20 protein-coding genes are annotated in these 21,683 nt (G+C 55.5%); 6 read left to right on the top strand and 14 right to left on the bottom strand.

Features of this window, described 5'->3' with window-relative positions:
- Positions 1–7: 7 nt before the first annotated feature.
- The 3 genes from ACN0WW_RS00340 to ACN0WW_RS00330 all read right to left on the bottom strand — a co-directional run bounded on the left by ACN0WW_RS00340 (position 8) and on the right by ACN0WW_RS00330 (position 6,089).
- Positions 8–799 carry an SDR family oxidoreductase gene (locus tag ACN0WW_RS00340; protein WP_417608223.1) on the bottom strand — a complete coding sequence of 264 codons (792 nt, stop codon included), beginning with the start codon at positions 797–799 and terminating at the stop codon, positions 8–10.
- Between the two features lie 159 nt (positions 800–958).
- Complete coding sequence (locus tag ACN0WW_RS00335) at positions 959–3,424, bottom strand: TonB-dependent receptor (RefSeq protein ID WP_417608221.1); 2,466 nt, start codon at positions 3,422–3,424, stop codon at positions 959–961.
- Between the two features lie 205 nt (positions 3,425–3,629).
- Positions 3,630–6,089 carry a TonB-dependent receptor gene (locus ACN0WW_RS00330; RefSeq protein ID WP_417608219.1) on the bottom strand — a complete coding sequence of 820 codons (2,460 nt, stop codon included), beginning with the start codon at positions 6,087–6,089 and terminating at the stop codon, positions 3,630–3,632.
- 269 nt (positions 6,090–6,358) lie between these two features.
- Here ACN0WW_RS00330 and ACN0WW_RS00325 point away from each other — a divergent pair, with 269 nt between their 5' ends.
- Complete coding sequence (locus ACN0WW_RS00325; protein ID WP_417608217.1) at positions 6,359–7,120, top strand: SDR family oxidoreductase; 762 nt, start codon at positions 6,359–6,361, stop codon at positions 7,118–7,120.
- Positions 7,121–7,122: 2 nt separating this feature from the next.
- On the opposite strand, the gene ACN0WW_RS00320 is transcribed toward ACN0WW_RS00325, so the two are convergent.
- From ACN0WW_RS00320 to ACN0WW_RS00295, 6 genes are all read right to left on the bottom strand, one after another.
- On the bottom strand, positions 7,123–7,515 hold the full coding sequence (locus ACN0WW_RS00320; RefSeq protein ID WP_417608214.1) for a limonene-1,2-epoxide hydrolase family protein: 393 nt from the start codon (positions 7,513–7,515) through the stop codon (positions 7,123–7,125).
- Between the two features lie 15 nt (positions 7,516–7,530).
- The gene (locus ACN0WW_RS00315) at positions 7,531–8,553 is read right to left on the bottom strand and encodes an NADP-dependent oxidoreductase (protein WP_417608212.1); all 1,023 of its coding nucleotides are present in this window, start codon (positions 8,551–8,553) and stop codon (positions 7,531–7,533) included.
- A 3-nt stretch (positions 8,554–8,556) separates the two neighbouring features.
- Positions 8,557–9,732, bottom strand: coding sequence for an acyl-CoA dehydrogenase family protein (locus ACN0WW_RS00310; protein WP_417608210.1), 1,176 nt, complete (start codon positions 9,730–9,732; stop codon positions 8,557–8,559).
- Between the two features lie 8 nt (positions 9,733–9,740).
- Entirely contained in the window at positions 9,741–10,889 is a 1,149-nt protein-coding gene (locus tag ACN0WW_RS00305; protein ID WP_417608941.1) for a thiolase family protein, read from the bottom strand.
- The gene (locus ACN0WW_RS00300) at positions 10,889–11,302 is read right to left on the bottom strand and encodes a Zn-ribbon domain-containing OB-fold protein (RefSeq protein ID WP_417608208.1); all 414 of its coding nucleotides are present in this window, start codon (positions 11,300–11,302) and stop codon (positions 10,889–10,891) included. The genes ACN0WW_RS00305 and ACN0WW_RS00300 overlap by 1 nt, the downstream gene beginning before the upstream one ends.
- A gap of 100 nt (positions 11,303–11,402) precedes the next feature.
- Positions 11,403–12,173 (bottom strand): SDR family NAD(P)-dependent oxidoreductase, encoded by a 771-nt coding sequence (locus ACN0WW_RS00295; RefSeq protein ID WP_417608206.1) that lies wholly within the window; start codon positions 12,171–12,173, stop codon positions 11,403–11,405.
- An 83-nt stretch (positions 12,174–12,256) separates the two neighbouring features.
- Here ACN0WW_RS00295 and ACN0WW_RS00290 point away from each other — a divergent pair, with 83 nt between their 5' ends.
- On the top strand, positions 12,257–12,637 hold the full coding sequence (locus tag ACN0WW_RS00290; protein ID WP_417608204.1) for a nuclear transport factor 2 family protein: 381 nt from the start codon (positions 12,257–12,259) through the stop codon (positions 12,635–12,637).
- A gap of 16 nt (positions 12,638–12,653) precedes the next feature.
- Here the strand turns inward: ACN0WW_RS00290 and ACN0WW_RS00285 are convergent, their stop codons facing one another.
- The 3 genes from ACN0WW_RS00285 to ACN0WW_RS00275 all read right to left on the bottom strand — a co-directional run bounded on the left by ACN0WW_RS00285 (position 12,654) and on the right by ACN0WW_RS00275 (position 16,104).
- Complete coding sequence (locus ACN0WW_RS00285; RefSeq protein WP_417608202.1) at positions 12,654–13,793, bottom strand: acyl-CoA dehydrogenase family protein; 1,140 nt, start codon at positions 13,791–13,793, stop codon at positions 12,654–12,656.
- A gap of 11 nt (positions 13,794–13,804) precedes the next feature.
- Positions 13,805–15,016 (bottom strand): acyl-CoA dehydrogenase family protein, encoded by a 1,212-nt coding sequence (locus tag ACN0WW_RS00280; protein ID WP_417608200.1) that lies wholly within the window; start codon positions 15,014–15,016, stop codon positions 13,805–13,807.
- Positions 15,017–15,102: 86 nt separating this feature from the next.
- Positions 15,103–16,104, bottom strand: a complete 1,002-nt coding sequence (locus ACN0WW_RS00275; protein ID WP_417608198.1) for an NADP-dependent oxidoreductase — start codon at positions 16,102–16,104, stop codon at positions 15,103–15,105.
- Positions 16,105–16,467: 363 nt separating this feature from the next.
- On the opposite strand from ACN0WW_RS00275, the gene ACN0WW_RS00270 reads away from it, so the two are divergent.
- From ACN0WW_RS00270 to ACN0WW_RS00255, 4 genes are all read left to right on the top strand, one after another.
- The gene (locus ACN0WW_RS00270) at positions 16,468–17,451 is read left to right on the top strand and encodes a thiamine pyrophosphate-dependent dehydrogenase E1 component subunit alpha (RefSeq protein WP_417608196.1); all 984 of its coding nucleotides are present in this window, start codon (positions 16,468–16,470) and stop codon (positions 17,449–17,451) included.
- Entirely contained in the window at positions 17,448–18,449 is a 1,002-nt protein-coding gene (locus tag ACN0WW_RS00265) for an alpha-ketoacid dehydrogenase subunit beta (protein ID WP_417608194.1), read from the top strand. The genes ACN0WW_RS00270 and ACN0WW_RS00265 overlap by 4 nt, the downstream gene beginning before the upstream one ends.
- Before the next feature lie 11 nt (positions 18,450–18,460).
- Positions 18,461–18,694, top strand: coding sequence for a biotin/lipoyl-containing protein (locus tag ACN0WW_RS00260; protein WP_417608192.1), 234 nt, complete (start codon positions 18,461–18,463; stop codon positions 18,692–18,694).
- A 119-nt stretch (positions 18,695–18,813) separates the two neighbouring features.
- Positions 18,814–19,626 (top strand): helix-turn-helix transcriptional regulator, encoded by an 813-nt coding sequence (locus tag ACN0WW_RS00255; RefSeq protein ID WP_417608190.1) that lies wholly within the window; start codon positions 18,814–18,816, stop codon positions 19,624–19,626.
- A 24-nt stretch (positions 19,627–19,650) separates the two neighbouring features.
- Here ACN0WW_RS00255 and ACN0WW_RS00250 read toward each other — a convergent pair whose 3' ends face one another.
- Positions 19,651–20,073, bottom strand: coding sequence for a PaaI family thioesterase (locus ACN0WW_RS00250; RefSeq protein WP_417608188.1), 423 nt, complete (start codon positions 20,071–20,073; stop codon positions 19,651–19,653).
- 2 nt (positions 20,074–20,075) lie between these two features.
- Positions 20,076–21,653, bottom strand: coding sequence for an aromatic ring-hydroxylating oxygenase subunit alpha (locus tag ACN0WW_RS00245; RefSeq protein ID WP_417608186.1), 1,578 nt, complete (start codon positions 21,651–21,653; stop codon positions 20,076–20,078).
- Positions 21,654–21,683: the final 30 nt, after the last annotated feature.

Raw genomic sequence — 21,683 nt, 5'->3', positions numbered from 1 at the left:
GCTGAAGTCAGGACGCCGCGGCGACTGCACCCATCATAAGTTCCTGATCCTTGCGGGTCGGATTACCGCGCAGGCACAGGCCGCCATTGACCTGCAAATTCTCGCCGGTCATGAAACATTCGTCACTGGCGAGGAAGACGGCGGCGGCAGCGATATCTTCACTCGTGCCGATCCGGCCAAGCGGGTAGCGTGCCTCAAAGGATTCGACCAGGCCCGGCACCTGATCGACGCCTGCGGTCATCGGCGTACGCGTCAGGCCCGGAGAAATGCTGTTGGCACGGATGCCCCTGTCGCCAAATTCATGGGCAACGCAGCGAATGATATGATCCGTCGCTGCCTTGGTGCCCATATAGGCGGCGTGGTCATTGAGCATGATCGTCGCGGTCGCCGAACTGATCTGGATGATCGATCCGCCATTTTCCATTGCCTTGATCATTTCTTGATAGAATTGAAACGGGCCGACCAGTTGCAGCGCCGACATCATTTCCAGCTCTTCTTTGGTGTTTTCCAGAAACGGTTTCAGAAAACCGATGCCGGTGGCGTTGATCGCGATATCGACTCCGCCCATTTTGCTTTTGGCGGCTTCGGCAAGCGCCTTGATATCTGATTCTTTGGTTAGATCGCACAGCGCATAATGACCATCGATCTCTTCGGCGAAGCGCTTCAGCTCGTCTTCATGCCGTCCGGCAACGAGAACATCCGCCCCTTCATCGTGCAATCTCTGGGCAATCAACTGTCCCATATTGTCCTTACCAGCGGCTCCAAGAATGACCGCTTTTTTTCCTTCCAGACGTCCCATCAAGTTTCTCCTCAAGCTAGTTGTTGTTCATCGCCCATATAAGACCACCTCTGGCAGCACACTACTCTCACTATGGGTATCCCGTGTCAGAGTGAGTTCAAAAAAAAGGCCGGACATAGCATGCGCTAGTCCGGCCCAGTTCAATCCACGGGAGGATAATTAGAATTTGAAAGCGGCTTCCACAAACACCTGGCGGCCACGGTTCTGGGTGACGACGAGATCATCGCCAACGCCTGGCTGCAGGAACGGACGACCACTGCTGGTGTTGTTCCAGATCTTGTCGGTCAGGTTGACGCCAATCAGCGACAATTTCCATTTGCCGTCTGGGTCTCCAACCGAAACGGAACCATCGAACGACACATAGCTGTCCTGCCGCAGGTCGTTCAGAGAGTCCTCATTAGTAAAATAGGACCCGCTATATTGCACGTTGCCGTTCAGGCCCAGCTCCAGCGCGTCACCCATCGGGATCGACCAGTCAAACGCAGCGTTGCCCGCAAATTTCGGGGCGCGCGCGGCTTGACGACCATTCAGATCCTGGCCGGACGTCGTCACAAACGGTGCCGTGAATTCTGCGTCCGTGTAGGCCACCGAACCGGACAGGTTCAGACCCTCTACCGGAGTCCGCCATCCCCATTCGACATCGACACCCTGGCTGGTCAGCTGGCTGGCGTTGAAGGTCAGGAACTGAACCGCAGCGGCGTCGAACGTCTGCACCTGCAGATCATCGAACACATAGTAGAAAAGCGATGTGTTCAGGGTGAAGCTGCGGTCCGCAAACTGCGCCTTGACGCCCACTTCGCCGCCAAGACCAGTTTCCGATTTGAACTTCAGCGAGTCAGCGACTGCTGCGCGCACCGCTGGATCCGGATCGTTGAAACCCAGCAAGCTGTTGGATGGCAGAGCACTGTTGTCGATACCGCCCGATTTGAATCCGGTCTTGAACGCAGCGTAGACATTCACGTCAGGTGTGGCCTGATATTTGATCGAGACCTCTGGCGAGAAGTTCGAGTCCTTGAAGGTTATGGGACCCGAGAAGAAGCCGCTGCTGATGAACGCCGGGGTGGAAGAAAGGAAGGTGTGAACATAAGGAACACTGATCCTCGATACCTTCTTTTCGTCGGTCCAGCGCAAACCACCGGAAAGCTCCAGCTGATCCGTAAAGGCAAGCGTTGCACTGGCAAAGAACGACAGCGCCTCAGTCTTGGTATTCTGCTTCTTATACCAGTCGTAAGTGAAGCCGGTTACCGGATCAGCACCAAGGAACGAGATGTTTACGCCCTGCTGCGAGGTGTTGAAATCGATATCCCGGGTTTCGTAAAACGCGCCGACCATGAAGTTGAACATACCATCCAGGTCGCTGGTAACGCGCAGTTCCTGCGTGAACTGTTCCGTCTTGTTTACCGGATCGCTGCAGCCTGCGTTGCCGGGAGCACCGTTCGCGAACTGCCCGACATAGGCATAACAGTCGGTATCGATAGCATCGAGGCTGAGATATCCGGAAACCGACGAAAGAGTCAGGTAATCGGAAAGATCCAGATCCCATTTCAACCGGCCGAAGAAAATCTCAGTATCGCCATAGGGGACACCATTTTCAAACCGCGGATCACCACCCGATCCGGTCGGAACGTTGGCAGCCAAGGCCGCAGCCGGGTCCGACGTGTGATAAAGACCATCCTTGGATTTACAATCGGCATTGGACGGGATGACCACTGCGCCGCTCAGCAGGTATACTGGGTCTGCAACACCATTCGCGCCGCAGTTGATATCGGTATGCCCAATCGCACCATCATTTTTGTTTTTGATATAGTTGAGCTTCAGATTGGCATTGAAATTGTCAGCGGGATCCCACTGCAAGGTGACACGGCTAACGAAACTGCTGATGCCCCGCGAATCCCGGATCGTGCCATCGGGATTGAAGGCCGGGGTGCCCGGCGCGAGCTTCACATAATCTTCGATGTCCTGATATTGCGCCGCGACCCGGATACCGAGCGTATCGCTGATCGGACCGGAAATATGCCCGCCAATCGTGTACCCTTTTTCTTCAAATTCATAGGACGCTTTGCCAGCCATTTCCCAATCACGGGTCGGGTTGGCAGACCGAATGGAAAACACGCCTGCGGACGCACTTTTTCCGAAGAAAAGAGATTGCGGGCCTTTCAGAACGTCAATCTGTTCAACGTCAAAAAAGCCGGCCTGTACGATCCGCATAGTGCTAACCTGGACGCCGTCGAAGTCAAAGGCGACAGCGGAATCGAAAGACGCCGAAATGTTGGAAGAGCCGACGCCGCGCAGGCTGATCTGGCCGCCCGATCCGGAACCACCGACCTGCACATTCAGCGCAGGTACGCGGCTCACCACATCGGCAATTTCATTGACCTGGAATTTTTCCAGCGTGTCGCCGCCGATCGCCGTAACTGTCACCGGCACTTCCTGAAGCGTCTCCGTCTGCTTGCGAGCGACAACGGTAATGACATTGGCTTCATCGATTTCATCAACCGCGTCCTGCGCATGGGCAGTGGTCGCGATTCCGGCAAAAGCCAAACTCGCTGCCGTTCCCAACAGCAGTCCCCGAACGGATTTGCGAGGGCGAATATTATCGAGACATGTCGATTGTGCAGTCATCATTTTCTCCAAAAAAAAATACCCCAGCGTTAAATCCGAGGTACATCCAAAATCATGCGGTGTTGCTGCCGCCGTCATGGTGGGGCGATTAGCAGGTCATTTAGTGGCTGCCACTGTCACTTTCGCTATTTTCGCCGCAGAGGGGGTGCATAAAAAAGGGCCGGGTTAGCGTCCTAACCCAGCCCTTTTTTGATCAACGGTAGGTTGGTCAGAACTTGAAGGAGGCTTCCACAAAGACCTGACGACCGCGGTTTTGGGTCACGATCAGATCGTCACCGACACCGGGCTCCAAAAATGGACGTCCACCGCTGGTGTTCACCCAGAGCTTGTCGGTCAGGTTGACACCGATGAGCGACAATTTCCATTTGCCGTCGGGATCACCAACCGAGATCGCTCCGTCAACGGAGACATAACTGTCTTGCTTGAGATCGGTCAGCGAGTCTTCATTGGTGAAATAGGAACTGCTATATTGCAGGTTGCCGTTCAGCCCCAGCTCGATGGCATCGCCCATCGGAATGGACCAGTCAAACGCAGCATTGGCAGCAAATTTTGGCGCCCGCGCTGCCGCTCGACCGTCAAGATCTTCGCCCGAGGTTGTCACGAATGGATCGGTAAATTTAGCATCCGTATAAGCGAACGAACCGGACAAGTTCAAACCGTCGAGCGGCGTCCGCCATCCCCATTCAACATCGACACCCTGGCTGGTCAACTGGCTGGCGTTGAAGGTCTGGAACTGGACAGTGGCAGCGTCGAAATTTTGCACCTGAAGGTCATCGAAGACATAATAGAAGAGCGAGGTGTTGAGGGTCACTGTCCGGTCTGCAAACTGCGCCTTGACGCCAACTTCACCACCAAGGCCTGTTTCCGATTTGAACTTGAGAGCATCGGCAACCGCTTGCCGAACAGCTGGATCAGGATCGTTGAAACCCAGCAAGCTGTTGGATGGCAGCGCGCTGTTGTCGATACCGCCCGATTTAAAGCCGGTCTTGAACGCAGCATAGATATTGACATCCGGCGTAGCCTGATATTTCAGCGAGACTTCCGGCGAGAAATTGGAGTCCTTGAAGGTAATCGGACCCGAGAAGAAACCGCTACTGATAAACGCCGGGGTCGCAGAAAGGAACGTATGAACATAAGGCACCGAGATACGCGAAACCTTTTTCTCATCCGTCCAACGCACGCCGCCTGAGAGTTCCAACTGCTCAGTCAGGTCCAGAGTGGCGCTGGCAAAAAACGACAAGGCTTCGGTTTTCGTATTCTGCTTTTTATACCAGTCGTAGGTGTTACCCGTTACCGGGTCCGGTCCCACGAACGAGATATTGACACCCTGCTGGGACGTATTGAAATCAATATCGCGATCTTCATAAAATGCGCCGACCATGAAATTGAACATTCCGTCAAAATCACTTGCGATGCGAAGCTCTTGAGTAAATTGTTCGGTCTTGTTCGCCGGATCGCTACACCCGGAATTCGCTGGCAAGGTCGGAGAAAATTGCCCGACATAGGCGTAGCAATCGGTGTCGACCGCGTCGAGGCTGAGATAGCCGGAGACCGAGGACAAGGTCAGGGTATCAGACAGGTCGAGATCCCATCTCAAGCGGCCGAAGAAAATGTCGGTTTCGCCGAAGGGGATGCCATTTTGGAATCGTGGCTTTCCTGCCGATCCATCAGGAACCTGGCTTGTCAGAGCAGGTGCACCGTCTGACGTATGATACAGGCCATCGCGATCGTTACAATCTGCGTTTGAAGGAATCACCAGACCGCCGCTGAGCAGATAGACGGGGTCTGCAACACCATTTGGGCCGCAGTTGATGTCGGAATGCCCAATCGCGCCATCATTCTTGTTCTTGACGTAGTTCAGCTTCAAATTGGCGCTGAAATTATCGGCTGGATCCCATTGCAAAGTCACGCGGCCGATGAAGTTTTTCAGGCCCCTGCTGGTCCTGATCGTACCATCCGGATTGAAAGCGGCTGTACCAGGCGCCAAGTCCACATAATCTTCGATATCCTGATATTGCGCCGCGACCCGGATACCGAGCGTATCACTGATCGGGCCAGAAATATGGCCGCCGATCGTATAGCCTTTTTCCTCGAACTCGTACGAGGCCTTGCCAGCCACTTCCCATTCCTGGGTAGGATTGGCCGACCGGATGGCGATCACGCCGGCCGAGGCGCTCTTACCGAAGAACAGGGACTGCGGTCCTTTTAGAACATCGATTTGCTGGACATCGAAAAAGCCTGCCTGGACCATGCGCATCGTGCTCACCTGCACGCCGTCGAAGTCAAAGGCCACGGCAGAGTCGAAGGCTGCCGAAATGTTGGACGAACCGACACCGCGCAGGCTGATCTGGCCGCCCGATCCGGAACCACCAACCTGCACATTCAGCGCAGGTACCCGGCTCACCACGTCGGCAATTTCATTGACCTGGAATTTATCCAGCGTATCGCCGCCAATTGCAGTCACCGTCACCGGGACTTCCTGCAGCGTTTCCGTCTGTTTACGTGCGATAACGGTAATGATCGCGGCTTCACTGATTTCATCGGCTTCTTGGGCCAGCGCGGGCGAGGCAAGGCCAGCAAAGGCCATTGTCGCAGCAGACCCCAATAATAGAGATCTGATCGCCTTGCTTTTCAAGTCGGATTTGTAGCGTGAGGTATATCTGGTCATTGCTCTCTCCCAAAATTGGCCCGACTGGTCTGGTCGCACCCTAATAAAAATTTGGCGGTTTTCTCCGCCTGTTATGCAATTATCCTAAGCCCGAGTTTCTAGTGGCTCTGCTAGCCAATTTGATAGCTACCATCGAAAACTGTGCTCTTCCCGCAACATTTGGTCGGCTCCTGCCGTTAATCGTCAGGGCCGCTAACCATAATAGGAATTGCGTCGAACTGGACCGCCCTGCCTATAGCGATCTACTGGTCGAGCACAGGAGAGAGAAAATGAGTCGCCTTACAGGAAAAATCGCGATTGTGACGGGAGCAGGCTCCGGCCTCGGAAAAGCAATCAGCGAAGCTTTTGCAGAGGAGGGTGCCCGCCTCGTGCTGACTGACATCGATCTCGAAAGTGTGAAGAAAGTCGCGGAAGCCATAGGCCCCAACGCAATCGCCTTGCAACAGGACGTAGCCGATGAGAAATTGTGGGACCAGATCATGGAGGCAACCACCGACGCTTTTGGATCTCCGCATATTCTGGTCAACAACGCCGGTCTGGTCATTCCCGGTACGATCGAGGATTGCTCGCTTGAACTGTTTCGCAAACAGAATTCTGTGATGCTCGAAGGTGTATTTCTAGGCTGCCGTGCTGCCGTCAAGGCGATGAAATCAAACGACCAACCAAGCTCGATCATCAACCTCAGCTCCATGGCCGCTTTACAGGGCTACTCACCGTTTGTCGCCTATAGTGCGGCCAAAGGCGGCGTGCGATCGATGACCAAATCCGTTGCCTTGCATTGCAAGGAAAAAAATTATCCGATCCGCTGCAATAGCCTTCATCCTGCGGGAATAGACACGCCTATGGTGCGGCAGGAATCAGTCGGTGCCGGTGGCGCGGCCACGCCGGCAACGGGGATGATTTCGCTGGGTGATCTGGGTCACCCCAATGACGTGGCAGCCCTATGCGTCTATCTGGCGAGCGATGAATCGCGTTTCATGACCGCCGGTGAATATCCGGTCGACAACGGCGCGCTCTACAAGCCCGCCTGAGATCAGGCGGCACTGCCGCCCATTGCAGCGGCCATCTGGTTCTGGAATTCGGCGAGGTCGAAATAGTCGCGCCATTTCGCGATCTTTCCGTCGCGCATTTCGAACGTGCCCATGACCCGGATCGCAATCCACTGACCGTTGATCCGGAACTTGTCCGTGCGCTCGGTCAGCACCGTATCGCCCTCGGCGACGATATGATGGACGATCCATTCAGCGCCATCGGAACCCATGCCCGAACCTTCGAAGAAAGCCCTGACCGCGTCGATACCGACGCAGGGCTCCATGGGAATATTGTGATAGAATATATCGTCGGTCATGGCCGCGTAAATCGCGTCATAATCCAGCCGGTTCCAGGCATCGATAAAGTCGAGAACCTGTTGTTTGCTGTCTGCCATGATCAATCTCTCCTTCTATTCTTCGGGCGAAACGTCCAGAATCATCTTGCCCTGATTAGCGCCGGAAAACAGCTTCATGAATGCAGCATAGCTGTTTTCAATGCCGCGATCGATATCCTCATCATGCTTGAGCTTGCCCTCGGCGAGCCACTTGCCCATTTCGGCAATGCCTTCACCGAAGCGCGGTGGATAATCGCGAACCAGGAATCCCTTGATCGTGGCTTGCCGCGAGATAAGATACCAGAGATTGCGAATGCCGACCGGTTCCGGGCTGTTGTACTCGCTGATCAGTCCGCACAATACGACCCGGCCATGTTCGTTGATCGCGGTAATACCGGCATCAAGAATCTCGCCGCCAACATTTTCCCAGATAATGTCGACCCCGTCGGGAGCCGCGTCTGCAATTGCCTTTTCCAGATCAGCCTGACTCTTGCCGCGATAATCAATCGCCGCATCAAAACCATAATCATCCACCAGCCGCGCGCATTTGTCAGCGCCGCCAGCAATGCCGACCACGCGGCACCCTTTGATCTTGCCGATCTGACCGACCAGCGAACCGACCGCGCCGGCAGCACCGGTCACCAGCAGGGTTTCTCCCGCTTTCGGTTTGGCATCATCGATCATGCCAAAATAGGCCGTCATCCCGACCGCACCGAGAACCGATAGGAAATTGGTCGGGGAAGGAACCAGCGAGGCATCGACCGGCGAAGTAAAGCCGCCCGCTTGCACAACGGAATATTCCTCCATCGCCCCAAGACCCACGACCCATTGTCCGACCGGAAAATCGGGGTTCTTTGATTCGGCAACTCTGCCGACCGTGCTGGCGGTAACCGCAGCACCAATTGCGATCGGCGGCATATAGCTTTCCGCATCGCTCATCCAGCCACGCTGCGCCGGGTCCAGCGAGATATAGTGATTGCGGACCAGAAATGCGCCGTCAGCGAGTTCCGGCACTTCCTCCTCGACCAGCGCAAAATCGCTTTCTTTTGGTTCGCCTACCGGGCGACTGACGAGCGTGAATTTGCGATTCGTGGTCATGGATTATCCTTCGTTCGCGATTTTGTGGGATTTCTTGATCTTCTTGGCCAGCGACCATTTATGCACTTCGGTCGGACCATCATAGACCCGGAACGCGCGCACTTCACGAAACACTTGCTCGACCACAGTGTCACGGCTGAGTCCGGTGCCGCCCATCACCTGAACGCAATTGTCGGCAATCCGGAACAGGGCCTCGGACACGGCGACCTTGGCCATCGAGCTTTCGGTCGTTCCGAGAGCGCCGGTGTCGAGCACCGATGCACACCAGTCGATCATCAGCTCAGCCTGCTTGAGATCGATCTGGTTCTGCGCCAGCATGAAGCCGACGCCTTCGTGGTCGATCAGCGGTTTGCCAAAGGCCTGGCGTTTGCAGGCATAGTCGATAGCGATTTCCTGGGCGCGGTCACAGCAGCCGAGCCAGCGCATGCAATGGGTCAGCCGCGCTGGCGACAGGCGCACCTGCGCATATTTGAAGCCTTCGCCGCTTTCACCCAGCATCTGGTCTGCCGGAACGCGAAGGTTATCGATATGGACCACCGAATGGCTTCCCGGCATCGAGCTGTCGATCGTGTCCAGCACCCGTTCGATCTTGATCGCAGGATCGGGCAGGTCCACCAGAAACATCGTCGCACCCTCGTCCGACTTGGCCATGATGATACCGACCTTCGCCCCTTTGGCACCGGTGATGAAGGTCTTGCGACCATTGATCACCCAGTGATTGCCATCCGGCTTTGCGGTCGTCAGCATCATCATCGGGTCGGAGCCCGCACCATTTTCACTGGCTGGCTCGGTCATGAAAAACGCCGAACGCGCTACGCCAGACACCAAGGGTTCGAGGAACCTCTCTTTTTGCTCCGGCGACGCGCATTTGCCGAGCAGATACATATTGCCCTCGTCCGGCGCGAACGTATTCACCGCCAGCGGCCCGAGGGGCGAGAGGCCGGATTTGCGCAGCATCAGTGCCGTCTCGAGATGGGTAAAATGGCTTCCGTCCTCACGGATATGCGGTGTCAGGACACCCGCTTCCTTGGCAAGCGCACGCATTTCCTGGACCAGCTCATCGGTCGGACCATGGTCCTCGCAACGCTCGTCTTTTTCATAAGCAAAAATTTTGTCGCGGACGAATTGCTCCACCCGCTCGGCCATGTCATGCGCCTCGGCGCTGATTTCCTTGTTCATCGAATCTCCTATCTTTGGAGAATCGTTACGGCAGATACGCCCGGCGCGCCATAGACTTGTGTATAGGCTGTTTTGGGATCGCCAGGCACTTGCCGTGCGCCGGCAGTGCCGCGCAATTGCACGACATTTTCATAGACCTGTCGCAGACCGGATGCCCCGATCGGCTCACCGCAAGCAAGACATCCGCCATCGGTATTGATCGGCAACTCCCCGGTGATGTCGCTGCGCCCTTCCAGCAGCCATTGCTCCTGCTCGCCGGGCTTGCAGAAACCGTTTTCCGCCATATGCATGATTTCAGCACCCGATTCCGTGTCCTGCAACTGCGCAATATCGATGTCTTCCGGCCCCATACCCGCTTGCTCAAAAGCCGCTTTGGACGCGATTTCGGTGGCCGTGCCGCCACGGTCATTGTCGATGGATGCCGCAAATACCTCAAACGAACCAGGTGGCCGCGTGCGCATCACCGAAGATTTCAGCCGGATGATCGGCACACCCAGTTCCCGCGCTTTTTTCTCGCTGGCCAGAATCAGCGCAACGGCGCCTTCCGCCGGCGAGCAGAACATATATTTGGTCAGCGGATCACAGATCATTGGTGCGTTCATGATCGTTTCCAGATCTACTTCGCTACGCCGCCAGGCGTGATCGGTTTTGACGCCGTTGCGGAACGCCTTTTCAGCGACCCGGCCGAGCGTTTCCCGGCTGATATTATGTTCGTGCAGATAGCGCATGATCTTCGCGCCGAAAAATTGCACGGTCAGCATATAGCCGGCTTCGCCATACCAGTTTGGCAGCCCGTAAGCGGATGGGTCCGCGTTGAAGGCACCGCGCGGATGCTTGTCGAAGCCGACCGCCATGCCCATTTCATATTCGCCGGACTTGATCGCACTGACGGCGGCATTGAGCGCTGAACCGCCGGTGGCGCAACCGTTCGACACATTGATGAACTGGATGCCGGTGAGGCCCAGTTGCGAAACCATATTGTCGGCATTGCCGGAAGCGGCCGAGCCACCGAAGGCAAACTCGACATCCTTCCACTCGATACCGCTATCGGCAAGCGCCTGCTTTACGGCAAAAATGCCCTGGTCCATGCCGTCGCGCCCTTCGGTGCGGCCGAACGGGTGAATACCGGCTCCTACGATACAAACATCTGACATGATTATTCTCCCTGAACAGGCTTGAAGGCGTGAATGAGTTGTTGCTCGTCTGCCGGTGCATCCGGATTAAGCGGGATCGCCGTCAGCTCGACTTCCATGCCGATCTTGATATCGTCCACGTCCACACCGGTCAGCCGTGCCTCGACCATCGTCTGCTCCGGCAAACTGACATAGGCTACCGCATAGGGCTTGAATTTTTCGGGGTCGGTCGGACCGGCATAAGGTTCTTTCGGCGGAAAACGCTGGACCGTATATGTCCAGACGGTACCGCGAGACGCCAGCCGGATTGGCTCGATATTGTCATCCGGCGTCAGCGGCAGTGGAAAGAAGATATGCCCGGTTTCCCGGTTCCGCGCACCGACCAGTGCGCTCATATCTTCAGTAAACAGATTGTCGGCAATCGGCTGTGCGCTCACAAAGATCTCTCCCTTTTCTGCAGTTTCTATAAGAGGGAAAACCGCCCGCCACTAACTGCCAAAACGGCTAGGATCATTGGCCTTTACCCGCCGGGGCGCTTCAATAGCCTGGATGGACCGCCAGCATGCCGCCATCGACCAGCAGATCGCTACCGGTCACAAAACTGCTGTCATCGCTGCCGAGGAACACGGCGGCAGCTGCAAGGTCACTGCCCTGCCCGATGCGCTTCAGCGGCGACATCGCTGCGGCCATTTCGACCATGCCGGGAACGGTTTTGGCAGCGGTGTCGATAATCCCGGTATGGGTGGCACCCGGAACCAGATTGTTACAGCGGATATTGAGCTCGTTCTGCGCGCAATGGACGGCGACCGACTTCGACAACATGCGCACGGCACTTTTCGAGGCGGTGTAGGTCACATCGCTGGGAAGCGCCGCAAAAGCACTGGTCGAAGCGATATTGATGATCGAACCGGACGATCCGCCCGGATTGTCCTTCATCAGGGCGATCGCCTTCTGGCAGCCCAGCATGACGCCGGTCAGGTTGATCCCAAGCAGATGGTGCCAGCTTTCCAGATCAACATCCTCGATATTTCTGCCGATCACGATCCCGGCGTTGTTGACCAATATATCCAGACGCCCGAATTCGGCTTTGACTTTGGCCATCACCCGATCCCAGGCTTCGGCATCCGAAACATCTTGAACCATGAATAAAGCCTCCGCCTCGTCCGCCACGGACTGGCCCAGCGATTCCTGCACATCGGTGGACAGCACCCTGGCCCCCTCCTCGACGAAGCGCTTGACGGTCGCCGCGCCGATGCCGGAGGCACCACCCGTGACGATTGCCACTTTCCCTTCCAATTGACCCGCCATCTTCATCTCCTATCTAATTCAGCAGAAGTCACTGCTGTCCTGGCAATCTAGTTTCGCCCTATTTCGCACCTAAAGGATATGCCATGCTCACACCGGAACATATGCAACAAACCGTCGAACGCTATCTCACCGGAATCAACGACGGCGACATGGAGGCGGTTGTCTCGCTCTTTGCCAATGATGCTTTGGTCGAGGATCCGGTTGGCACCGAACCCAAGAGCGGTGACGAGATTCTGAAATTCTACACCAAGGCCTTTGCCGGTGGCGCAAAAGTCGAACTGACCGGACCTGTCCGGATTTCGGCCAAGGCCGCCGCCTTCCCCTTCCGGGGCGAAATCACCAGGGTCGACGGCCCGACCATAATCGTCGAAGTCATCGACATTTTCGAGTTTGATGAAGCGGGCAAGGTGGTCAAGATGACTGCCCATCTTGGCCCGACCAATATAACCGTCAAGGACGGCTAGGCCGCCTCGCAGCTTATCAAAAACCGGAATTTTTTGCCCAGCGATCGCTGTGGAAGCCGGCATCGCCAAACATCTGCTGCGCGACATGGACGCGCTTGAAATACAGGCCCACATCATATTCATCGGTGACCCCAATGCCGCCATGCATCTGGATCGCTTCCTTGGTCGCAAGCTGTGCGACCTGGCCCGTCTTGGCCTTGGCCAGCGAACAGGTCATGCTCGCATTTTCGAAATCTTCATCCAGGTCCTTGAGCGACTTCAGTACCGCAGATTTCATCATCTCGATTTCCGTCGCCAAATGCGCGGCCCGATGCTGCAAGCCCTGAAAAGAACCAATTTTCTGGCCGAATTGCTCCCGTTCCTTCAGATAGTCCGTCGTCACGTCAAAAACCTGCTGCGCACAACCGGACATTTCGGCACCAAGAACAGCGCGACCGGCCGACAATATGCCTTCCAGCGCAGCAAATCCCTCGTCCAGTTCGCCCAAGATATCATCCCCGGTTACCTCAAGCCCATCGACCGAGATATTGGCGGCGTTGCGGCTGTCGACCATCGGCGTCTGCTCACGCTCGATTTCCGGCGCATCTGCATCAACCAGAAACAAGGTGATGCCGTGAATATCATCTTCTTCGCCCGATGTTCGCGCGGCGATAATCAGTTTATCTGCCACATGGCCATCGGCGACAAACGTCTTTGTACCGGAAAGGACAAAACCGTTACCGGCCGCCTTGGCAGAGAATGCGATGCGGCTAGGATTATGCCGCGGACCTTCATCCACAGCCAGAGCAAACAAACGGTCGCCGCCACTGATCGCGGCCAGATTCTCTTCCTGCTGTTTTTTGGTCCCATATTGCTGGATCGCCGTAGCGCCGAGAACAGACGTCGAGAAGAAGGGCGAAGCCGTCAGGTTCCGGCCCATCTGCTCCGCCAGCACGCCTGCACCGACATAGCCAAATCCGCTGCCGCCGTGATCTTCGTCGACGATGATCCCGGCCCAGCCCATTTCGGCCATCTCGGCCCATAGCTTGCGGCAAAAACCGTCGGCCGGTTTGTTGTCGCGAACCATGCGAAAGGCAGCGACTGGAGCTTTTTCTGCTAGGAAACCTTGCGCTGCATCCTGCAGCATTTCCTGTTCTTCGTTAAGTATAAGCGGCATGTTCATTCGCCCTATTGGCTCGGCAATCCTAAGACGCGCTTGGAAATGATGTTCAACTGGACCTCTGTGGTCCCGCCGAGGATCGAATAGGCTCTGTTGTAAAGCCAGTTATTGGCGAGACTGCCATATTCAATGCCGTCGGCACCGATGGTGGCCGCTGCCGTACCCTCGATATCCATCCGCAGCTCGGTACCACGTTTGGTAAGCTCCGACGCGACATATTTCAGCATCGATGATTTGGCTCCAAGGCCGTTGCCGGCATTGGCTTCATCGGTCATCCGTTCGACCGTCAGATTGTACGCCCAATTGTCGAGCTCGGCTTGCGCAATGCGTTGCCGGAGCGCCGAGTCAGCAACGCGACCCTCCGCATCCAGTCCGATCTTTTCAGCAGCAAATTTGCCGAGATTTTCCGGTCCCGAGGTTCCTCGAAGCGGTGACATCGTACCCAGCATGCCGCGTTCATGGACCAGCAGATTTTTCGCGACATCCCAACCGCGATTAACCTCTCCGACGACCGATGGATTGCCTTCGCCATAGCTTTTCGGCACTTTAACATCGTCAAAGAACGTTTCGCAGAAAGGAGAGTGGCCGGAGATCAGCACAATCGGCTTCACGCTGATGCCCTCGCTTGCCATATCGATCAGAATGAAAGTGATGCCCTGATGCTTGGGCGCGTCGAAATCGGTGCGCACCAGACAGAAAATCCAGTCAGAGACATCCGCATTGGATGTCCAGATTTTCTGACCATTGATCAGCCAGTGATCGCCCTTGTCCTCGCATTTGGTTTTGAGAGAGGCGAGATCCGATCCGGCCCCAGGCTCGGAATATCCCTGACACCAGCGAATTTCTCCGCGGGCAATCGCTGTCAGATGCTGAGCCTTTTGCTCATGCGTTCCGTAGGCCAGTAATGCAGGGCCGAGCATCGAGATGCCGAAATTACTCAGCGGCTTGCGTGCGTTGATCGCCTGCCGCTCATCATCCAAGATTTTCGCTTCTTCTGTGGAAAGCCCTGCGCCGCCATATTCTTTCGGCCAGCTTGGCACTGTATAGCCCTTGGCCAAGGCCCGCTCGAACCAGACTTTCTGCGCCTCCGACTGAAACTCCCATTGGCGACCGCCCCAGCATTGGGCTTCAGCGGTAATATCTCCATCGCGCATTTCCGGCGGACAATTTTCTTCGAGCCATGCCCGCGCTTCTGCGCGGAATTCTTCTAGATCGCTCATGACCTCACCCCTCGTAATAACCCTGTCATATGTCAGCCTTCACGTCGCGGGCACTGCGTATTTAGTTAGCGATATCACCATCCGGATTAATCCAGACGGAGCATTTGTTTTCCGAAATTCTGGCCGGCAAACAAGCGCTTCAAAGTGTCTGGAATATTGTCAAACCCCTCCTGGATATCTTCCTTGAAGGTGATTTTGCCTTCCTTGATCCATTTCCGCATGCGCTTCTGCGCTTCCGGAAACTCGCTGGCATAATCGGATACAATAAAGCCGGACATGCTGGCGCGTTTGAAAATCAGGTTGAAGTAATTTTCGGGACCAGCCGGCATATCGCCTTGTTCATAGCGCGAGATACCGCCGCAGATCGTAACGCGGGCATGCATGGCAAGGTGAGCCAAGGCATCGTTCAATATCCTGCCGCCGACATTATCATAGAAGACATTGATCGACTGGGCACAATGCTCCTTGAGCTTCGCCCGGACATCGTCATTCTTATAGTCGATGGCAACATCATAACCGACATCGTCGGTCAGCCATTTGCATTTTTCCTCGCCACCCGCGATGCCGATAATGCGGCACCCTGCGATCTTGGCGATCTGCCCAACCATGGAACCCGTGGCACCAGCCGCACCGGAAACCACGACCGTATCACCCGGCTGCGGTCGGCCATGTTTCAAAAGGCCGAAATAAGCCGTCATACCTGTGGTGCCCAATGCCCCCAGATTGGCTGCGAGGAGATCATCATCCGGAACCTTGCTCAGGTCGCGTCCCGGCACATGCGCATAATCCTGCCAGCGCAGCATGCCCATCACCTTGTCGCCGGCCGAAAAATCCGGATGGCGCGATTCAATGACGGTACCGATGCCGGAGCCGCGCATGACTTCGCCAATTTCGGTTGGCGCAACATAGCCGCCGATATTCTCCATCCAGCCTTTTTGCGCCGGATCGAAACCCAAAATCTCGTTTTTGACAAGCACATGGCCTTCCGCACATTCCGGAACGGGAGTGACGACTTTCTTGAAATCGTCGTCCACCAGTCCGCGTCCTTTTGGCCGTCCGTTGATCAGCCATTGCCTGTTGTCGGTCATATAATTTCTCTCCGTTGGAAGACTTGAAAACCTGTTAGACGGATTCTTTCGATCAACCGAACTGCCAGCTTTGATAGCTAGCGGATAGAAGCATCTTTTGCACTCGCCTCTTCGTACAGCGTTGCGGACTAGAATTCGGACCGCAAAGCCGGACGAAAGCGGCACTCCCATGAGGCGGGCAGACCGTCGATCCGATTGCCCCAGCCTGCTTCGTCCTTGCAGCAGCGCCGGGGGCGCTCGATCTCGCCACCTGACATTCTCGATTTACTCCCTATAACAATAGTGGCGGGACAGCCTGCTCGCGCTATGAAGTTTTCAGCAAAAGCGACCCCCCAGACGGTCGCAATATGAAGGAGCAAAGCCTTGGCCTCTACAGACATGGCGGACAAAGACGTCCTCATCGATATTTTTACTCGCGCCGACCTGATCATGCAATCGGACATCAAGTTCCGTCAGATGATTGGTTCCGGTCAACTGCAAATCGTTTATTATCCCGTACGCGGCCAGGAAGTCGTGTCGTCCGCGATGATGGCAGCAGTGAACAAAGAGGATTATCTGGTCACGATCTATCGCGGCCTGCATGATCAGCTCGCAAAGGGTATTCCCTCCAAAGACCTCTGGGCAGAATTTGCCGGCAAGATGGCCGGAACATGCAAGGGCAAAGGCGGGCCGATGCACATCACGCATCCCGAAACCGGCGTCATGGTCACCACCGGTATTGTTGGCTCGGGAATTCCTATCGCCAATGGCCTAGGTCTCGCCAGCCAGCTGGACAAGGATGGAAAAGTCACGGTTTGCTGCTTCGGTGACGGCGCCACGAATATTGGCGCTTTCCACGAAGGGCTGAACATGGCTCAGATCTGGAAACTGCCGGTCATTTTCCTCTGCCAGAATAATCTCTATTCCGAACACACGCCGATGGCTTTCGCCACGAGTTCGGATTCGATAAAGCAGCGCGGCGAAGGCTTGGGTATGCGGTCGGTAAAGGTCAACGGCAATGATGCCAGCGCCATGTATAATGCGGCAAAAGAAGCCGTTGAATATGCGCGTGCCGGTCATGGCCCGACCCTGATTGAGGCGATGACCTTCCGTTTTCACGGTCATTTGCTCGGCGACACCAGCCATTATATTCCGAAAGAAGAAATGGAGCAGGCCAAAAAGGACGATCCGATGCCGATCTTGCGGCAGCAACTGCTCGACCTTCAGATCAGCGAGGCCGATATTGCCGCGATCGAGGCCAAAAATGCCGCGATCATTGAAGAAGCGTCACAATTCGCGCTGGAAACCCCCTATCCTCCGGGCGATGAATATCGCATCGATGTCCTCGACGTGGAGATTGCAGCATGAGCGATAAAGCCGAAAAACCAAAAGAAATCATGTTCGCCCAAGCCTGTAACATGGCCATGGCCAAAGCAATGGCGGACGACCCCAAAGTGATCCTGATGGGAGAAGATATCGCCGACGAACAAGGCGGCGGTGTGTTCAAGGTAACCCTTGGCCTGTCCGAAAAATTCGGCACGGACCGGGTCCGTTCGACACCGATCTCGGAGCAAGCGATTGTCGGCGCTGCGGTTGGCTCCGCGATGGTTGGCTACAAGCCCGTTGCCGAAATCATGCTGATGAATTTCATCACCGTTGCGATGGACCAGATTGTCAATCACGCAGCCAAGCTGCGCTTCATGTCAGGCGGCCAGACCACCGTTCCCCTGACCATCCGCACGACCACTGGTGCTGGCACCGGTCTCGGCGGACAGCATAGTGACATGCTCGAAGCATGGCTGGCCCACGTTCCGGGACTCAAGGTTGTCGCCGCTTCCAATCCTGCGGATGCCTATGGCCTGCTGTATTCTTCGATCATGGATCCCAATCCGGTGATCTTCATCGAAAACACGCCGGGCTATTTCATAAAGGGTCCTGCACCGGCAGCCGATCATACGGTTCCATTGGGCAAGGCATCTGTCCCCCGCGAAGGCACCGATATCACGCTTATCGGATATGGCAGCAGCATCAGCCGATGCCATGCCGCCGCTGAAAAACTGGCGGAAGACGGTATCTCATGCGAAATCGTTGACCTGCGGACCATCGCGCCATTTGATGAGGAAACCGTGCTGAAAAGCGTCGCCAAGACCAAGGCCGCGGTTGTCGTCCACGAAGCAGTCCGGAATTTCGGAGTCGGTGCGGAAATTTCATCGCGCATTCATGAAGAACTGTTTTCAGAGCTCCGCGCTCCGGTAGGGCGCGTCGGTTCCGGCTATGCACCGGTTCCATTTTCACCCGCAATCGAGAAAGCTTGGCTGTTCAGCCAGGACGATATTGAACGCGAAGTACACAAGATATTGGGATAGTAGAAACAACCATGGCAACAGACATACGCATACCGAAATTGGGCTTCAGCATGGAATCCGGCATTCTCGCCGAATGGCTGGTCGAAGATGGCGCAGAAGTAACCGCCGGTCAGGAAATTTACGCCCTGGAGAATGAAAAATCGACGCAGGAAGTCGAATCACCGGCCAGCGGAAAACTGAAAATCATCGTCCAGGCCGACGGAGAAGAATATCCGGTCGGGGAATTGATCGGCACAATCGAGTAGGCAGAGAATAACCATCGATGTTACCTATCACTATTGATAGGAATGTTGGGTTGACTACAAAACCAAACACCGCGACACACGGCGAACAATAATAATAACGTCGTAAGGAGTGGAGCGGAATGGCCGAGAATTTTATCGCCGAGATTCCCGAGATCGGTCGGCAACGATTTCGGGAAAATGTAGATAGCGTCACGATCACCAATCCTGCGGAAATTCGGCCTGCGGCCGAAGCGATGAATGAAATTGCCCAGTCCTATGGGTTCCGTATCGCGGTATCCGCCGATATCTCATCCAAGGCGCATCTGGTCGATGCGGACGGCATTCTGATCAACAAGGACGTCTTTGGCTGGGTGGCCGAAGGCGAGCGCTGGTGGGAAGATACCCGGCTGGCGCTCAGCTCACCGCTGCCTAGGGCCTGTCGCTATGAAAGCGAGCCGGTCTGGTGCAACGCTGATGGATTTCACGGACATTGGCCGAACGAATATCTCGACAAGATCGATCTGCAGGATTTTTACGCCCAATCGCAGACATCGAAGTCCCACATTCTGATCCCCGTACACCTGCCATTTGGCCAGATCGCAGCTGTCAGTTTCTCGACGCTTGAACATGGCATCACAGATTTGACCGAGGCCTATCGCCTCTACTCCGACTTTTTCGGAATCGTCACCAGCCGTTTCGTAACCGGATACGTTCTAGCCATGCGCGAGAAGCACCGGATGCCGGCCAATTGCATCCTGTCCAAGCGCGAAGCTGAATGCCTGCACTGGGCTGCAATCGGCAAGACGGACAAGGAAATCAGCATGATCCTGTCGCTCAGCCACGCGACAATCCGTTATCATGTCAATCGTGCCGGGCAGAAGTTGAACAGCGTCAATCGCGGACAGACCATCTTCAAGGCCGGTCAGTTAGGATATCTGGGCGCGACGGACTAGCCCCAACGCCGCATCATAGAGCCGCTATTTTCGCAATATCGCGAATACTGCGCTCATCGTCATCAGCACCGTATCACCGCAGACTATTTTTCCGCTGCAATAAGCGGTCCGCTTGCTGATCCGGTCGATCACCGCATGCGCCTCAACCCAGTCACCCAGCTTTGCGCCAGCCAGATAATTGGTGTTGAGGTTCATCGTCGCGACCGGCAGCGCAGGCGTCTCCGCACGGTGCACCTGATAGCTGAGCGCGACGTCGGCCAAAGTGCCCAGCACGCCGCCATGCGCAACCTTTATATGGTTGATATGCCCCTTGTTGATGCGGGTCGCGACAATGATGGATCCCTCACCTTGGCGCTCATAATATGGACCAGCCATATCGAGAAACGGACTGGAAAATCTTGCCCGCTCAAAGCCGTCAGGGATCTCGTCTGCCGCGACTATATCCAATCTCAGGCAGCCTTTCTCTTCGGGCTTTTCGGTGCCTCTTCGGAGTCCAGCCACAGATTCAGTGTCTCATGGAAATGCCGCAGCTTCGATTCCTGATATTGGGCAAATAAAGACACGCCGTCTGGCTGGTTCTTCACCCCTTTTTGCATACCCTTGTGATTGAGATAATCCTGGTTGAAAATCTTGTTCAGATAGCTGCCGAACTCGGTAGCCTGGGTATAGTCATCATCCAGATCGAGGAAGGTGCACTTGGCGGGCTCCGGTCGTTCGGCACCTTCCGGCAGCGCGACCATGAACATCACTTCGTGAAGCGACTGCTCCGGATTGTCGCCATCGGGGCGGAAGCGGTAAAAGATCGGGTTAAAATCGGCCCAGGGGCTGATGTTCGGGAACACACTGTAGAATATGGCATCGACCAGATCGGCATCACTGATTTCGTCAACCATATCCCCCCAAACGGGACGCATTTCTTCGCGCCGCGCCTGAGCGGCTTCGTTCCGCATGGCATGGGCCGAAACATCGGTATAGACCATCGGCATATCTTCATCAGCCTCGGCAATCTTGCCGCCGATCCAGTTGCACATGTGCGGATCAGCCGACTTCAATTCGCCTTCGATGTAATTGGCATTCATATCGAAAATGCCGCTTGTGCCGTTCGGCAGCGATACCTTCACCCGGTTTTCTTCCAGCCGCTCAAACTTGTGTTTGCTGATCGGATGGATGAAGCTTTTGAACGCCTTCGCGTCCGGGAAAGCGGTCGGGTCTGGATTGACCAGATCGGTGTGCGGACTGGGTGCGCCGTGAGCGGACATCGCCCGGGAGAAATTATGCCAGACATCATATTTACTGTTCGCGTCAGCAAAGGCAGGCATCAATTCAGGATGGGTACCTACCACATGGTAGGATTCCATAAACGCTTCCTGGGCAATTTTCCAATTGCAGGGCAGCCGTTTGATCATATGCGCCGCTTTGAAACGCCGCTCGAACGGAATCTGGAAATGGCGGTCAATATCGCCCAAGAAATCTTCCAGCGGTTCGCAATCGGGGTCCGGATTGATGAAGACAAATCCGCCCCATTCGCCAACCTTGACTTCCTTCAGGCTGTGGGTTTCTTCACTCACGGAAGGAAAGTCCCACTGACAGGGCACTTCCTTCAGCTTTCCGTCCAGCTCCCAGGACCAGCCATGGAAAGGGCAGCGCAAAGCCTTCTGGCCTTTTTTATGGCTATCACAAATCGCCCGGCCGCGGTGCATACAGCTGTTCGGGAAAGCCTTGATTTCGTCTTCCGAGACCCGGACGACCAGAAACGAAAGCTCGGCAATATCATAGACGAACGTATCGCCGACATTCTTGATGTCATCCTTGTGGCAAGCCATTTGCCAGACCCGCTTCCAGAGCCGCTCGACCTCTCGGTCGTGCTCTTCCTTGCTCCAGTAGCGACTGACCTCGACGGTGGTCACTCCCGGCTCCATGGGAGATTCTTCCATATAGACTGCAGGCGGCGCGACTTTGTCGCCTTCCAGCAGTTCGGTGTAGGAAATGCCGTTGGACCGATTATGTCCGGTTAACGTCTCGACCATTATCTTCTCCTGAAAACAGATATTCTTTGG

Source organism: Parasphingorhabdus sp., assembly GCF_048269865.1.
GTDB lineage: Bacteria > Pseudomonadota > Alphaproteobacteria > Sphingomonadales > Sphingomonadaceae > Parasphingorhabdus.
This window is presented reverse-complemented; position numbering and strand designations above follow the sequence as displayed.